A 13583-nucleotide genomic window follows, 5' to 3' on the forward strand; every position below is an offset into this window, starting at 1 on the left:
AAAGATCTACCCCGACCCGCACACCCCCGACGAACTACCGCCCACCGCATAACCGTTGGCATGCGACCGTTACACCACTCCAAGGGACATGACCGTGAATGGCGGGTGCAGTCGGCGGAGGAGGGCCTTGTCGTTGTGCCCAGAAGTGTCACCAGAGTCGCCCGCGCTTGGCTGGGTGTTGTCAGCGCTGTGGGCGATCCGCGCGTCGATGAGGAGCGTGTTGGATTGCTGGCGCGAGGGCTACTCGGAGTGACGGCGACGGCGACCATGACGGCGACGAGTGCGGGCAGGGCGGCTGCCAGCTGCTCTGGCGTCAACAAGGCGTAGTAGGAGCCTTCGGCGGGTCTGCAGGTGGGCGGGTCGAGGATGTCTGCGTTCGGCGCGCAGGCGAACCCGCCTCCCGGGGTGGGAAGTTCGCCGAGTGGGGGCGCAGCCGCCGCAGCCACCGCGCTTGTCGTCGAAGCTGCAGCCGAGCCCGGCCAGCGCCTGCCGCCACCTGTCGGAAGCCGGGCATACCGTGCCGGGGCTCGGCCGGGAAGTACGTCTCGAAGTAGAACGGCTCCTTCGCGGGCGTCAGGGACGCTGTCATCGGCTGCCCACCCTGCTCGCCGGCTAGCCTGCACCGCCTCCATGTACACCGCATCTACATCCGGCCGCTCCTCCCGGTCCACCTTGGCCGAGGCGAAGTGCTCGTTCAGGTTGTTGAGCGACGCCTTCGCCCTCGAAGGACTCATGCGCCATCACGTGGTGGATGCGGATCGCCCGGGATTCGAACCGACGACCGCCTGTAGCATCCCGGCTGGTCCTGCCCTGCCGTTGGGGCGTTCGGGGGTGCGGCGCTACGCCGCCGTGGTGACGGGCTGGGGCCGACGACTGGGTTCGGATTGCTCGCCTGGAGGTCAGGTGAGGAGTGGGGGTCCGTCCGCAGATCGCCGTCGAGGCCAACTGCGTCGACGCGCTCGTCGGGATCGTCCAACGCACCAGCCTCGCCACCGTGCTGCCCGACGCCATCACCACAGAACGCCGCCGCCCCCTCCTTCAGCGATCTCGAAAGGGCGGGTGGCTCGTGCGCAGTTCAGACTGTGAGTCGGCGGCCGGTGATCACTTCGGGGTAGATCCGGACCGCGAAGTCCATGGCCTGGTCCACCCACGGCTGCAGGCGCCCCCGGTAGTCGTCCAGTTCAGCCGGGTCGGTGACAAGGCGGGCATAGCCGACACCCACCACGCTCCACCCGAGGTGGGTGTCGGGATCGATGGCGTTGGCCTCGTAGGCGACCACGACACCGGGGTCGACGGTGCTGCCCTGGACGTGGGCAGCCAGGGCAGCACCTTGGTGGGTGTGCGCGACGATGTCGCTGTCGTGCACGATGCGGTTGACCGGGCGGATCGCGGGCAGGGCGTGCTGGGTGAACACGATCCGGCCCAGCGAGACGCTGCCGAGCAGCCGCAGGACCTCGTTCGCGTTCAGGTCGACGGGGCGCCGCGGCCGGGTGGTTGACGCATCGCCCGGGCCCGGCCCGGGGCCAGGGTCGTATGGCAGCGGCAGCGGGCCTGGATGGAGCTCTTCTCATGACCACGCGCACCCGCAGCCGGTACTCGGTCTTGTGGCCGTAGGCCATCTTCTTCAACCGCTCGCGCTCGGCAGCGGTCGGGAATATCGGGCGGGCCGGGGCAACGGGCATGGCAGGCGGGCCGATCGGGAGAAGTGGATCATACGGGTTGCGGCCTGCCGTATCCGCTGCCGGGACGATCCGGCCGGATGGCCGCCATGCCCACGACGCCGCAGTACACCCGGCTGTCACTCGCCCAGCGGCTGACCGAGCACGCCCGCACCGCCTGGCCGCAACTGACGGACCTGCACATCCGCCACCGCGGGTAGTTCGCCTACGTGGAAGGCGAACTGGCCGACGGCGAATGGGTCAAACTGATGCGCCTGCGCTACAGCGGCACCGCGAGCCGATGGGGCTTCGCCCTCTACTACGCCAGCAGCGACCGCTACCAGGACTCCCTGCTACCCACCGGCACCGTCGCCGGCACCCCCGAAGACGCCCTGGACTGCGCCTGCCAGCTCCACCTCGCCGGACCCGAACTCTGAATCCAGAGACACACACAACAGCGACTCCGGAGTTAACCCCCGAAGGACCTCCGGAGCCGACCACTAAGCGATCATGGAGTCGCGGCGCTAGGTGATCCGAGGAGACCCACAGTGCCGCGGCTCGAAGGGTCCGCGTTCCACCTTGACCATCCACTCGGCTGCCACCGCCGGCGCATCGGAGACCGGCTCATTGCGAGCGGCGCACCACGGTCATCGACGCGTTCCTCGGCATCGCCGAGGGATCGTCATCATGCGCAGCCTCGGGTCGGGATCTTCAGCCTCCGCGAGGCAGACCCCGACGAAGTGACCGGCATGCCCCGTCTCGCTCTGCCTCGCCGATGGGCGCGGGCCATATATGTCGAGTGGTCAGATCAGCGGTCCCGATCCGGGAGTGTGGCCGTGTACGGCGGACCTCGTGAGCGTCGTCGCGGTGCGCACGGCGCTGGCGATGGCGTCCTCGGGGGCCAGTGCGCACAGGTCGGTCAGGCAGAAGAGCGCTTCGGCGCTAACCACGACGGCGAGGTCGTTCTTGAGCTGCTGCAGGGCGGCGGCCCCGAGCGTGTCGGCCACCGGGGCCAGCGCGTGGTCGATCAGGCCGAAGCGCAGGCCGGGCCGGGCCGCGACAGTGTCGGGGCGGGTGATCGTCGCCGCGATCATCGCGCGGGTCGCCCCCTGGTAGACCAGTACAAGGCGCAGCAGGTGCTCGGTCGCGGCGGCGACGCGTTCGACCGGGTCGTGGGAGTCCGCGACCGCCGCGAGAGCCTCCTGCGGGGTGGGCATCTGCCCGGCCATCGCTTCCTGCAGCAAGCTGGCCAGGTCGGGGAAGTACCGGTAGGCCGTGGCCTCGGAGACCAGGGCGGACTTGGCGACCTCGAGCATGCTGACGTCTTGGCCGGTGCGCATCAGCTCGACCGCCGCGGCCAGGATCGCGGTGCGGGTGCGCAGCTTCTGATTGGCTCGGCCGGTCGTCGTCGATGGGGTGGTCGGTGCCGTCATCGGCTCGCCCTTCTGCGGGATCAGTATAGAAAGTGTACTCCAATGATGAGAGCAGACTTGTATCACGCGGTGCGCGCCGGATATTGTAATGAGAGTTTACTCTCACAAAGGAGCGGACCGTGAACGACGTCTCCATCGTCGCCCCGGACGGCGGCGAACTGATCGACCTGGGACCTGCGAAGGTGCGCATCCTGGAGGACGGGGCCACGACCTCGCACCGCCTGGGCATCGGGGAGATCACCCTCGCCCCGCACGGCGCCGGCCCGCCCCAGCACCGCCATGCCCAGCACGACGAGGGCTTCTATGTCGTGTCCGGCACCGCCAGGTTCACTGTCGGGCAGACCGACTACGACGCACCCCCCGGCACGCTCGTGATGGTCCCGCCAGGAGTCCCGCACACCTTCGCGAACCCCGGCGACCAGCCGGTCGTGATGGTCAACACCTTCACCCCGGACCTGTACGTGCAGTACTTCCGCGACCTGCGCGACATGATCGCCGGCGGCGAGACCATGGCCCGGGCCGCCGGCCAGGTGATGGGGCACTACGGCACCACCATCGCCGACGACCACGTCTGAGCCCAAGCGCTGAATGATTGTCAGCTCACACAAGCGCCGCCAGGACATCGCGGCCACGAGGACTCACCAGGGGGCACCGATGGACATCGGACTGCACATCTCGGAATTCACCTTTCCCGGCGGGCCGCCCCGGCTCGCCGACGATCTGACGCGAGTGGTGGTGGCCGCCGAGGACGCCGGGTTCGCGCGGGTCAGCGTCATGGACCACGTCTGGCAGATCGGCGTCCACGGCCCGCCCGAACTCGCGATGCTGGAGGCGTACACGACGCTCGGGTTCATCGCGGCGCGCACCTCGCGCGTCCAGCTGCTGGCCTGGGTCACGGCCGTCACCTACCGTGAGCCGGGAATGCTGGCGAAGCTGGTCAGCACGCTGGACGTGCTGTCGAAGGGCCGGGCCTGGCTGGGGATCGGCGCGGCCTGGAACTCCGACGAGGCCCAGGGCCTGGGCCTGCCATTCCCGGGCACGGCCGAGCGGTTCGAACGGCTGGAGGAGACGCTGCAGATCTGCGTGCAGATGTGGAGCGACAACGAAGCCCCCTACCAGGGCAAGCACTACCGGCTGGGCCGCACCCTCAACTCGCCGCAGCCGATCCGGCGCCCGCCGATCCTGATCGGCGGCGGCGGGGAGAAGAAGACCCTGCGCCTGGTCGCGCGGTACGCGCAGGCATGCAACCTGTTCGCAACCCCGGACCTCGAGCGGAAGCTCGACATCCTGCGCGCGCACTGCGAGACCGAGGGCCGCGACTACAACGACATCGAGAAGACCGTCATGACCGGCTTCGACATCGGCGAGAAGGGAGAGAAGATCGACACATTCCTCTCGCAGTTGCAGCAACTGGCCGTACTCGGCGTCACCGTGGCGCACGGCCGCGTACCCCAGGTCTGGAAACCCGGGCGGTTGGAGCTGATCGGCCGCGAGGTCATCCCAGTGGCCGCAGCGTTCTGACGTCGGAGATCAGAAGCGGACGCAACCCTGCCGTGAGCGTGCCGACGCACGAGCCCCGCGAAGGCGTCGTCGACCCGGTCCAGCGAATACGGGGCCGCGACGGGCACCTCGACGAAGCCGTCCACGCCCAGCCCGGCCGCCTCGGTCGGGAGTTCGCGCACGAGGCGCCCAGGCGACCACCTGCTCTGTCGAATTCGACAGGAGTGCCGTCCAGCCGTGTGGAACATGGCATTGACGAGCTTGCGGCCACCCATACCCCGTTGGTGAGGGCACGCCCGAACCGGCACCGGCAGCATCAACGACGCGGCCAACTTCTCCCCCGCACCGCCGGCCACCCCGCCGCACAACGTGATCCACTGGGCCGGCGACTACCCCTACCGCATCCCCGGACCGGTCGCCCCGTAGCACCGCGCCCCTGACGGCATGCGATCGCCTCCGCCGGTACCCCCGTCCGGAGGCGTTCTCACGCCCGTGGTGGCGTCCCCTCATCCGGTTCCATATGACAGGCCCTCACGGTGACCACGGTCCCAGTCGTCACGTCAGCCACTGGTGAATCCCCTCCTCCTAGCCGACCAACCGGCCGCCCGGAACACCGGATGACCTACCGTCAATCGGACCTCCCCACCACTGCCGCGAGGGAGGCAGAGGTCACCGGAGAGTGGGCAGCGCTCGCGGCGAGGCAGCCGCCCCGGCACTCTCCACCTCATCAAGCGATCGGCGTGGCGGGATCGCCGCGCAACAGCGAAACGTCAGATGGCAGCGTGGGTCGCCGGTAGCAGTGCTTTGCTCTGTCGCACCATTCTCTCGTAGGTGAGGTGATGCTCCTCATTCTCGGTCGCGAATCGCAGAAGCGAGCTGGACCAGTCGTCAAACCGCGCGAAGACCTTGTCCACCATCAGCTTTGATTCTTTGCGCTGAGCCGCATCAAGAGCCGGCAGGTTTGATTGGGCTATTTCCGGTGATTTGATGCTGTGTGACGCCTCCGCATTGTAGTGCTTTGTGCCGAAGAACTCACATTCCTGCCCGTCCTGCACGGTGATTCCTTGGCAATGCTCGAAGATCGTTATCGAGACGGCTTCGATGGACTCGACCATCGCGAAGACGACATATGTCGGCGAGCCGGACGCAAGCGCAGCCAGCTCAAGACAGAGGCGCCGGGAATGCTTGAAGTCTGCTCCCCACAGCACGCGAGCGGCGTCCGACAGCGGCATCCGACTGTCGGCACCGAGCCTGGTCAGGTCGTTCAACATCCACTGCCAGTGGAAGTCTTCTTCGTAGGTGTGGGCATTCAACAGAACCTGCAGATGGTCGATTTTGGCATCACCTTCATCCTTGCGGAAGACGTATTTATTCAGGTCGGAGTAGCCCATGATGAAAGGAACGACGCTTGGGGCCCACGCCAGACGCTTCTCTCCGGGCAGCGATTCATTGGCTAACAGCTGGGCAAAGAAATCGTGCCGCTCGTATCGCCTCCGCTGCTTTTCTATGTAATCGAGAACTTCTTGCATCTTGAACTCCGTCCGGGCTTGAAGTGGTATGCCGTAATATCAAGGATCGGCTTCAGCCTAAAATCTGGCTCGTCGGCCGACTGCCGTCCTGTCGCCTGCGGCAGATCACCGAGATTCCGTGGTTGTACTCAGTCGCTGTGGTGGCGGCGTGCGCCGGGTCACTTCTGCGGGGGTGCACGCTGGGGCGCCTTCCCCTGAGGGCGGGGGCATCGTGGTCGCGTCCGGACGTGGCGTGCGGTCGTCAGTCGGCCCAGGCGCGCTTGAGGAACGCGGCGGCAGCATTCAGGGCGCGGTCCGCGTCGTCCAAGACGGCCGCGAAGCCCTGGAAGACGTGCGGAACCTCGGGCCAGACCTGCAGCTCCACCGCAACGTCGGCGGCGGCAGCGCGGGAGGCAAGGCGGACGGCGTCGTCGAGCAGGATCTCGTGCGAGCCGACCTGGATGAGCAGCGGTGGCAGCCCGGTGAGGTCGGCAAAGATGGGGCTGGCCAGCGGCGTGGCGGTGTCGCGCTCGCCGAGGTAGTCGAGGGCGCGTCGGCGCAGGGCCTCGGGGGTGAGAGCCGGGTCGAGGGCGGCCTTGGTGGTCGCGCTGGCTCCGGACACGGTCAGATCGGCCCAGGGGGAGAAGAGCGCGGCCGAGGCGGGCTGCGGCAGGTCGGTGTCCTTGAGCGCGACGAGGGTCGCGGCGACCAGTCCGCCGCCGGCGGACTCGCCCACGAACGCGATCTTCGAGCTGGGCACGTCCTCGTCGAGCAGCGCGCGGTAGGCGGCCACCGCGTCGTCGAGGGCTGCGGGGAACGAGTGCTCGGGGGCGAGACGGTAGTCGACCGATACGACCCTGGCCCCGACACGCCGGGAGACGTCGGCGGCCAGGCCCACGGAGTCGGATGCCGAACCGAGGGCGTAGGCGCCGCCGTGGAAATAGAGCACGACGACTGACGGGTCGTTCTCAGGGGTCTGCACGGTGACGACGGGTACGCCGCCGAGTTCGCCCGGCTTGGCCGAGACGTCCGCGGGCAGGGGGATGGACGCGATCATGTCGTGGAAGACCGCGCGCTGTTCGGTGACATCGCCACCCACGTCGAGCGGGCCGTGGCGCAGGAGGTCGTCGAGGGCTTGGCGTTGCTGCTGGGACATGGCAGTGCCTTTCAGCTACTCAGGCAGGTCAGAGGCGCGGGGTACAGCCGGCCCGCCGGTCGGCATCAGGGAGACGACGGGAATGATCCGGTCGGTCTTGCGCTGGTACGCGGCGAAGCCGGGGAACCGGCGGGCCTGTTCGGCGAAGAAGCCGTCGCGCTCGGCACCGTGCAGCTCCTCGGCGTGCACGGTGAGGATCTCCTCGCCCACCTCGATCCGGGCATCGGGGTGAGCGAGGAGGTTGTAGTACCAGTCGGGGTTCCGGTCGGAGCCGGCTTTGGAGGCGAACACGAGGAAGCGTCCCCGGTCCGGTAGGTACATCATCGGATTGATCCGCGGGGCGCCGGACCGGGCGCCGACGGTGTGCAGCAGGAGCAGCGGTGCTCCGGCGAAGCCTGCGCCGACCCGCCCGTGATTGGCGCGGAACTCGGCGATCGTGCGTGCGTTGAACGAGGTTGCGTCGGGCATCGTTCACTCCGTTTCGGTCTCGCCGGGCCGTGGGATCCGGGACGGGGAAGAGGGAGTCAGGAAGCCGGGGTGAGCAGAACCTTGCCGCGGATCCGGCCGGCGGCGCTGAGTTCGTGCACAGTTGCGGCCTGCGAGAGCGGGTAGGTGGCGCTGACCTCGACGCGGAGCTCTGCGGCGTCGACCATCTTGGCGAGGTTCGCGAGCTGGTCGGCATCGGTACGCAGTTGCATGCCGACCGCGCGCACGCCGCGGTCCGGATCGCCTGCGGCGGGCGTCGCTGTGGTGACGATCACTCCTGCGTCTCGGATCAGCCCGGTCAGCGCGGCCATGTCGGACTCGCCGACCGCCACCAGGTTGAGGATGGCGTCGACGGGCTCGGCGAGCGCGTCGGCCAAGGTGGTCACGGTGTAGTCGATGATCTGGTCGGCGCCCTGGGTGCGGACGGCGTCGGCGCTGCGGGGGCTGGCGGTCGCGATGACGAACGCTCCGGCCTGCTTGGCCAGCTGCACAGCGTACCCGCCGACGCCGCCGCCCGCGCCGTTGATCAGCACCCGCTGCCCCGCGCGCAGATCGGCGTGCTCGAACAGGGCCTGCCACGCGGTCTGGGCCGCCGCGGGGAGCGCGGCCGCCTGCGTCAGCGCAATGGTCGTGGGGGCCGGCGCGAGGATCTCGGCCGGTACGGTGACGAACTCGGCTGCGGCCCCGTCGGGGACCATCGGCAGGAATCCGATCACCCGGTCCCCGACCGTCCAGCGCGTCACGCCCGCGCCGAGGGCCACGACCGTCCCGGCCACGTCGATTCCCGGGATGTGCGGGAGCGAGACCGCGAAGACCTGCCGCAGGTAGCCCGCGCGGATCCCGGCATCGACCGGGTTGAACGAGGTCGCGGCGACCTCGACGAGCACTTCGCCCTGCGCCGGCTCGGGCCGCTCGACGTCCTCGTAGCGCAGCACGCCCGGGTCGCCGTACTCGTGGAAACGGATCGCCTTCATCAGAGCCTCCAGTCATCCGTGCTTCGAATTCGAAGCACATGGCCATGCTACGCCTGCTTCGAATTCGCAGCAAGTAGACTGGTGGGTATGCCGGACGCCGCACCCCTCGAACCCGAGCAGTTGACCGCCTACTTCGCCCTGATGGAGGTCGGCAGCCTGCTCCAGCACGCCGTGGACCAGCAGCTTCGCGAGGAAGGCGGGCTGAGCTACATCCAGTTCCAGATCCTCGCCGTGATCGGGGAAAGCACTGAAGGGCGGCAGCGGATGACCGACGTCGCCGACCGGCTCGTCCACAGCCGCAGCGGACTGACCTACCAAGTCGCGCAATTGGCCGAGGCGGGCCTGGTCGCCAAGGCCCCCTCGCCCGACGACGAGCGCAGCGTCATCGTCTCCCTCACCGAGCAGGGCCGCGCCCTGCTCGGCCGGGTGATGAGCGGCCATATCCAGGTCGTGCAGCGTCTTCTGCTGGCGCCCTTGAGCAGCGAGGACGTCGCCCAGCTCGGCGACGTCCTCGGCCGTGTCCGCCAGCACATGCGCGCCGTTCCGCCCCGCTCAGCGGCTCCACGCCGCAAGCGGGGCGGGCCGACCGGGCGCGAATAGCCGCGCCCGGTCGGAAGCCCCCGGGGGGCCGGTCAGCGCGGCGGGCCCATGATGACGTTGCCGTACTTGTCGGCGAGGGCAGGATCGGGCTTCACCTGGAAGCCGGGCGGGCGTGGGGTGGACTTGTCACGGCCCGTCTCGCGGAACATCCCCTCGATGCCGGCCGGCGTGTTGATCACCAGCAGGTCGGCCTTCTTGGAGGTGATGCGGTACCCGTGCGGGATCTGCTTGGGCAGGAACACCACGCCGCCCTCGGCGAGTTCGTACTCCTGGTCGTCGCACCAGACCAGGGCGGTGCCCTTGATCAGCAGGAAGATCTCGTCCTCACGGGTGTGCAGGTGGTACGGCGGCGCCTCACCCTGGGCGACGTCGAAGCGTCCCATCATGAGCTGCCCGTCGGTGGCCTTGCCGTCGAGCAGCATCGCCAGCGTGCCGCCGTCGAGCCATTCGAGTTGCTGCTGCTGTTCGGGTTGCGCGAGATAGGCCATGCTCACAGGGGACTCCGATCAGGTGCGGGGGCGCTCGTGCAGGCGGAGCGTCGAGGGGTGCGGACGGTCGTGGTGGTAGGTGTCGGTGCCGACCTTGGTCCCGTAGAAGTGGGTCATCGGCGCATCGGTGATCAGCGAGTCCTGGTTGGTGAGCTCCAGCCGTATCCTGTCGCCCCTGCGGGCGAGGAAGGACATCGGCAGGAGTTCCACGCGCAGCTCGTAGACTTCGCCGGGCGTGAGCGGTTCCACCTGGGAGTGCTGGTGGAACGGGCGCATGTCGGAGGTCAGTTCCGGGTCCTCGGCGCGGTGTGAAGCGCGCAGCCATCCCTGGGTGACCTTGATCGGCAGCCCGGCCTCAGGGTCCGCGGACACCAGCGAGACCTTGACGAAGAGATCGAGGTCGGTCTGGTCGGTGGAGGCGTGCAGCGTCAGGACGCCGTGGCCGGTGAACTCGCGGTCGCGGTCCATCGGTGGGGAGGTGAAGGTGTTGACGCGTGCGACGTGGTCGGGGACGCCGTGCTTGTCGAAGACGGTGACGCCGGCCATCCACTTCGGATCGGGGTAGGACCATGAGGTCGAGTCCTGCTCGGAGTCCGGTTCGGTCTCGGTCAGTGAGCCGTCGTTGAGCGAGGCGACGGCGCCGCTGTGCTCGCCGGAGAGGTGGAACGCCGTCGGTGCCGCGTCCGGCGGCGGCCAGGATTCGGCCGACCGGTACGTGTCCTCGCCGTTGACGTAGAAGCGCGCCGCGGGCTGCTTCATCACCCCGTTCTCGACGCCCTTGAGGTGGTGGTCGTACCAGGGGAGCAGTTCGTCGCGGTGGAACTGTTCGTCGAAGTAGTACATCTGGGCTTCGGCGAAGCCGGACGGGTGCGCGACCAGGAGCTTCTTCGGCCCCTGGACGCGCTCGTAACCGTAGAAGTTGCCGCGCAGATGCAGCGCAGCCTTGCCCCACACGCCGATGGAGAACACCGGGATGTCCACGGAGGGCAGTTCCCAGAACGGCGACCTGCGGCGCTGCCACTCGTCGTCGAGCGGGTGGGAGAGCACGTCGTAGATGTACTCGTGCTTGTCGCCGACGTGGAAGTCGATGCCTTTGAGCTGGTGCTGGTAGAGCACGGATCCGAACAGCCAGGTGTTGAGGAACCCCTGGATCGGGATCCCGCCCTGGTACATCCAGTCGCGGTACATGTCCGTCGCGCCGTCGTAGGCCACGATCGTCTTGAGGTGCGGCGGACGGGTCCGCGCCGCGTTCCACTGGCTCCAGCAGTAGTGCGACATGCCGATCATGCCGACCGCGCCGGTACTCCACGGCAGGACGGCGACGTGCTCGATCATGTCGTGGATGGCCTCGCCCTCGGTGCGTGAGACCGGGTCCCAAGTCCCCTCGGAGCGGCCCGTGCCGGGAAGGTCCATCGCGACGTAGGCGTAGCCGCTGTCCAGGTACAGCTGGATCGGGCCGTACTCGGTGAACGGGAAGACGGGGCTGGGCGGGAGGTGACGCAGCGCCTTCTGGTAGGGAGACGCACCTAAGACGATCGGATACGGGCCCTCGCCGGACGAGGGAAGGTACACGTCGGCGCGTAACAGGTTTCCCGTGCGGCCGCGCACCTCTACTTCGAACGGCGATACGTTTACGTCGACCATTTCGTCCGATTCCTTCCGGTGAGGAATGCTGCACCGCGGTGGAGAGGAGGAATGAGGATTGCTTCGGAGGGCGCTGCCCTGGCAGACGGCTGCGCGGCTGCAGCGCAGCGGTATGGGCAGTGTCGTTGTGGGAGAGGAAACGGTCAGGCATGGCTGTCTTCGGCGCTATGGACACATACGTCCCGGTCACACCGGTTAAACGGACGCTATCGTCCGCTTGAAAGGCTGTCAATGACGTGGCTGTGGCACCGAAGAGGGCTGCAGCGGGGCTGCTGTGTTGCGGCTGTGATGCCATCATCGACGTTGTGACAGGGGCACAGTCGAACGAAGGCGTCCGGCGGCGGGAGCTGCGGCGTGACGCGGTGGACAACAGGGATCGGGTCCTGACGGCGGCGGCCGCCGCCGTCCGACGGGAGGGCGCAGCGGTGCCGATGGCGACCGTCGCGGCGGCCGCGGGAGTCGGTGTGGGCACGCTCTACCGCCACTTCCCTTCCCGCGAGGCCCTGCTCGGAGCGCTGACGCACCGCTCCTTCCAGTTCGTCCTGGACGCCGCGAACGAGGCCGCCAGGTCCGACGGGTCCGGGATCGAAGCCGTGCGCCACTTCCTCGACCGGACCATCGAACACGGGCCAGGCCTCGTGCTGCCCCTGCACGGTGGTCCGGTCGAGCTGGACCAGGACACCGTCACAGTCCAGGCCGACGTTCACCGGACGCTCGGCTTGCTGCTGAGCAGGGGCAGGGAGGACGGCACGATCCGGCACGACGTGCGCACAGCCGACCTGGTGAGCTTCGGCGCGCTGATGGCGCAGCAGCTCCCGTACGCCCCCGACTGGGATCGAACCGCGCAGCGCCTCGTCGACATCTACCTCGCCGGTATGGCACCGGTATCGCAGCCGATCAGGCTGCGGCACCCGGCTTGACGACGGTGTCGACGAAGTCGCCGATGGCCGCGAGGGTGCTGCCCAGCTGCTCGATGTGCGGGAAGTGACCGGCGTCGGGGACCGGCACGAAGTGGCCGTTGGGGAACGACTTGGCGTAGCCGCGGCCGTAGGCCGGGCGCGCTATGCCGTCCTCCTCGCCCCAGGCGACCAGCACTGGCACGGTGACGCGGTGGAGGCGACCGCGCAGCTTGGGGTCGTGCGAGAACGCCTCGCCCGCGTAGGTCGCCAGAGTGCGCTGGTTGGCGGCCATCCCGGCCCGCTGCTCGTCGCTGAACGAGGAAAAGTCGGGGCGGAAGGCCGGGTTGGCGAAGGACAGTTCGGTTATCTCGGTCGGCGCGAGCGTGCGGACGTCGAGGACCTCGTTCTCCTTCAGGTGGGCGTGGATGCCGACCGCGTTGAGCAGGGTCAGCGCCCCGATCCGGCCGCGGGTGTCGCGCAGCGCCATCTCGGCGGCGATCCAGCCGCCGAGCGAGTTGCCGACCACCATGACGCCCGTCAGGTCGAGCGTGTCGAGCAGGTCCAGGTAGGCCACGGCCAGGTCGGCGATGGTGTCGCACCACTCGGGGCGGGGCGTGCCGTCGAAGCCGGGGTGGATCGGGACGATGCCGTACACGTGCTCGGACAGCGCGGTGGCGATGCCGATCATCGAGCGGAAGCCGGCGCCGCCGTGCAGGTACAGCACGCAGCTGCCCTCGGTATTGGCGCCGAACTCATTGACGGTCAGGGACAGGCCGCCGGGGAGGTCGACGGTGCGGGAGGTACTGGCGGGAGCGAGGGCAGTCATGATGGGAAGCACCTTTCGTGGGAGCTAGCTCTCATGAAGATAGTCGTCCGCCAGAACTTATGCAAGTCAACTCTCATGATGGTGGTGGCTCCTCTCGCTCTGGCCGATTCCCTCTCAGCCTGGTGGCGATCAGCCGGTAGGGGGCGTCGTTCCGCGGGCGCCTGAGGTCGTCCAGGGTGTACTCGATGACGCGCACGACGGTCGCGTCGGCGCGCTTGCAGTCGACGCCGAGGTGACCCGCGGCAAGCCGCTGACCGCCACCCAGAAAGAGGGCAACACCTGGTCAGCCGCGAGCGCGCGGCCAACGAGCACGACTTCGCCGACCTCAAGGCATGTGCCGGCCGGTCCTGCGGGGCCAGGTGTCAGTGTCGTACAAGCAGCCATGCGCCTGCGCTTGAAACAGCGCAGACG

Annotated in this window: 14 protein-coding genes and 1 pseudogene; 5 read left to right on the forward strand and 10 right to left on the reverse strand. The window is 68.4% G+C overall.

Features of this window, described 5'->3' with window-relative positions:
• Nucleotides 1-472 precede the first annotated feature (472 nt).
• Both ABH925_RS30205 and ABH925_RS30210 read right to left on the reverse strand, forming a co-directional pair.
• Nucleotides 473-741: pseudogene (locus ABH925_RS30205) on the reverse strand (DUF255 domain-containing protein); the annotation flags it as partial.
• A 334-nt stretch (nt 742-1075) separates the two neighbouring features.
• Complete coding sequence (locus ABH925_RS30210) at nt 1076-1546, reverse strand: pyridoxamine 5'-phosphate oxidase family protein (RefSeq protein WP_370153194.1); 471 nt, start codon at nt 1544-1546, stop codon at nt 1076-1078.
• Between the two features lie 342 nt (nt 1547-1888).
• Between ABH925_RS30210 and ABH925_RS30215 the strand changes: the two genes are divergently transcribed.
• Nucleotides 1889-2095, forward strand: coding sequence for a hypothetical protein (locus ABH925_RS30215; RefSeq protein WP_370153060.1), 207 nt, complete (start codon nt 1889-1891; stop codon nt 2093-2095).
• 366 nt (nt 2096-2461) lie between these two features.
• Here ABH925_RS30215 and ABH925_RS30220 read toward each other — a convergent pair whose 3' ends face one another.
• The gene (locus ABH925_RS30220; protein ID WP_370153062.1) at nt 2462-3091 is read right to left on the reverse strand and encodes a TetR/AcrR family transcriptional regulator; all 630 of its coding nucleotides are present in this window, start codon (nt 3089-3091) and stop codon (nt 2462-2464) included.
• A gap of 119 nt (nt 3092-3210) precedes the next feature.
• On the opposite strand from ABH925_RS30220, the gene ABH925_RS30225 reads away from it, so the two are divergent.
• Both ABH925_RS30225 and ABH925_RS30230 read left to right on the forward strand, forming a co-directional pair.
• Complete coding sequence (locus ABH925_RS30225; RefSeq protein ID WP_370153064.1) at nt 3211-3666, forward strand: cupin domain-containing protein; 456 nt, start codon at nt 3211-3213, stop codon at nt 3664-3666.
• Nucleotides 3667-3745: 79 nt separating this feature from the next.
• On the forward strand, nt 3746-4612 hold the full coding sequence (locus tag ABH925_RS30230; protein WP_370153066.1) for an LLM class F420-dependent oxidoreductase: 867 nt from the start codon (nt 3746-3748) through the stop codon (nt 4610-4612).
• Nucleotides 4613-5361: 749 nt separating this feature from the next.
• Here the strand turns inward: ABH925_RS30230 and ABH925_RS30235 are convergent.
• The 4 genes from ABH925_RS30235 to ABH925_RS30250 form a co-directional block, all read right to left on the reverse strand.
• The gene (locus ABH925_RS30235; protein WP_370153068.1) at nt 5362-6120 is read right to left on the reverse strand and encodes a hypothetical protein; all 759 of its coding nucleotides are present in this window, start codon (nt 6118-6120) and stop codon (nt 5362-5364) included.
• A 241-nt stretch (nt 6121-6361) separates the two neighbouring features.
• Nucleotides 6362-7255 carry an alpha/beta hydrolase gene (locus ABH925_RS30240; protein ID WP_370153070.1) on the reverse strand — a complete coding sequence of 298 codons (894 nt, stop codon included), beginning with the start codon at nt 7253-7255 and terminating at the stop codon, nt 6362-6364.
• A gap of 15 nt (nt 7256-7270) precedes the next feature.
• A complete protein-coding gene (locus tag ABH925_RS30245) occupies nt 7271-7723 on the reverse strand; it encodes a nitroreductase family deazaflavin-dependent oxidoreductase (RefSeq protein WP_370153072.1) in 453 nt (150 codons plus the stop codon).
• Between the two features lie 56 nt (nt 7724-7779).
• Nucleotides 7780-8715: an NADP-dependent oxidoreductase gene (locus ABH925_RS30250; RefSeq protein WP_370153074.1), complete on the reverse strand. Its 936-nt coding sequence runs from the start codon at nt 8713-8715 to the stop codon at nt 7780-7782.
• 87 nt (nt 8716-8802) lie between these two features.
• Between ABH925_RS30250 and ABH925_RS30255 the strand changes: the two genes are divergently transcribed.
• Nucleotides 8803-9315: a MarR family winged helix-turn-helix transcriptional regulator gene (locus ABH925_RS30255; RefSeq protein ID WP_370153077.1), complete on the forward strand. Its 513-nt coding sequence runs from the start codon at nt 8803-8805 to the stop codon at nt 9313-9315.
• 32 nt (nt 9316-9347) lie between these two features.
• Here ABH925_RS30255 and ABH925_RS30260 read toward each other — a convergent pair whose 3' ends face one another.
• Both ABH925_RS30260 and ABH925_RS30265 read right to left on the reverse strand, forming a co-directional pair.
• Nucleotides 9348-9803, reverse strand: a complete 456-nt coding sequence (locus ABH925_RS30260; RefSeq protein ID WP_370153079.1) for a cupin domain-containing protein — start codon at nt 9801-9803, stop codon at nt 9348-9350.
• Nucleotides 9804-9821: 18 nt separating this feature from the next.
• Nucleotides 9822-11447: a CocE/NonD family hydrolase gene (locus ABH925_RS30265; RefSeq protein WP_370153081.1), complete on the reverse strand. Its 1626-nt coding sequence runs from the start codon at nt 11445-11447 to the stop codon at nt 9822-9824.
• Between the two features lie 305 nt (nt 11448-11752).
• On the opposite strand from ABH925_RS30265, the gene ABH925_RS30270 reads away from it, so the two are divergent.
• Nucleotides 11753-12367, forward strand: a complete 615-nt coding sequence (locus tag ABH925_RS30270; RefSeq protein WP_370153083.1) for a TetR/AcrR family transcriptional regulator — start codon at nt 11753-11755, stop codon at nt 12365-12367.
• On the opposite strand, the gene ABH925_RS30275 is transcribed toward ABH925_RS30270, so the two are convergent.
• A complete protein-coding gene (locus ABH925_RS30275; RefSeq protein WP_370153085.1) occupies nt 12345-13172 on the reverse strand; it encodes an alpha/beta fold hydrolase in 828 nt (275 codons plus the stop codon). The two genes, ABH925_RS30270 and ABH925_RS30275, sit on opposite strands and share 23 nt — an antisense overlap.
• Between the last annotated feature and the right edge of the window lie 411 nt (nt 13173-13583).

Origin of the sequence: Streptacidiphilus sp. EB129 (genome assembly GCF_041262645.1) — a bacterium.
Taxonomy (GTDB): domain Bacteria; phylum Actinomycetota; class Actinomycetes; order Streptomycetales; family Streptomycetaceae; genus Streptacidiphilus.

Coding starts and splice junctions, on each gene's coding strand:
- ABH925_RS30220 (WP_370153062.1), bottom strand. CDS start 3,091: ATGACGGCACCGACCACCCCATCGACGACGACCGGCCGAGCCAATCAG.
- ABH925_RS30230 (WP_370153066.1), top strand. CDS start 3,746: ATGGACATCGGACTGCACATCTCGGAATTCACCTTTCCCGGCGGGCCG.
- ABH925_RS30235 (WP_370153068.1), bottom strand. CDS start 6,120: ATGCAAGAAGTTCTCGATTACATAGAAAAGCAGCGGAGGCGATACGAG.
- ABH925_RS30240 (WP_370153070.1), bottom strand. CDS start 7,255: ATGTCCCAGCAGCAACGCCAAGCCCTCGACGACCTCCTGCGCCACGGC.
- ABH925_RS30245 (WP_370153072.1), bottom strand. CDS start 7,723: ATGCCCGACGCAACCTCGTTCAACGCACGCACGATCGCCGAGTTCCGC.
- ABH925_RS30250 (WP_370153074.1), bottom strand. CDS start 8,715: ATGAAGGCGATCCGTTTCCACGAGTACGGCGACCCGGGCGTGCTGCGC.
- ABH925_RS30255 (WP_370153077.1), top strand. CDS start 8,803: ATGCCGGACGCCGCACCCCTCGAACCCGAGCAGTTGACCGCCTACTTC.
- ABH925_RS30260 (WP_370153079.1), bottom strand. CDS start 9,803: ATGGCCTATCTCGCGCAACCCGAACAGCAGCAGCAACTCGAATGGCTC.
- ABH925_RS30265 (WP_370153081.1), bottom strand. CDS start 11,447: ATGGTCGACGTAAACGTATCGCCGTTCGAAGTAGAGGTGCGCGGCCGC.
- ABH925_RS30275 (WP_370153085.1), bottom strand. CDS start 13,172: ATGACTGCCCTCGCTCCCGCCAGTACCTCCCGCACCGTCGACCTCCCC.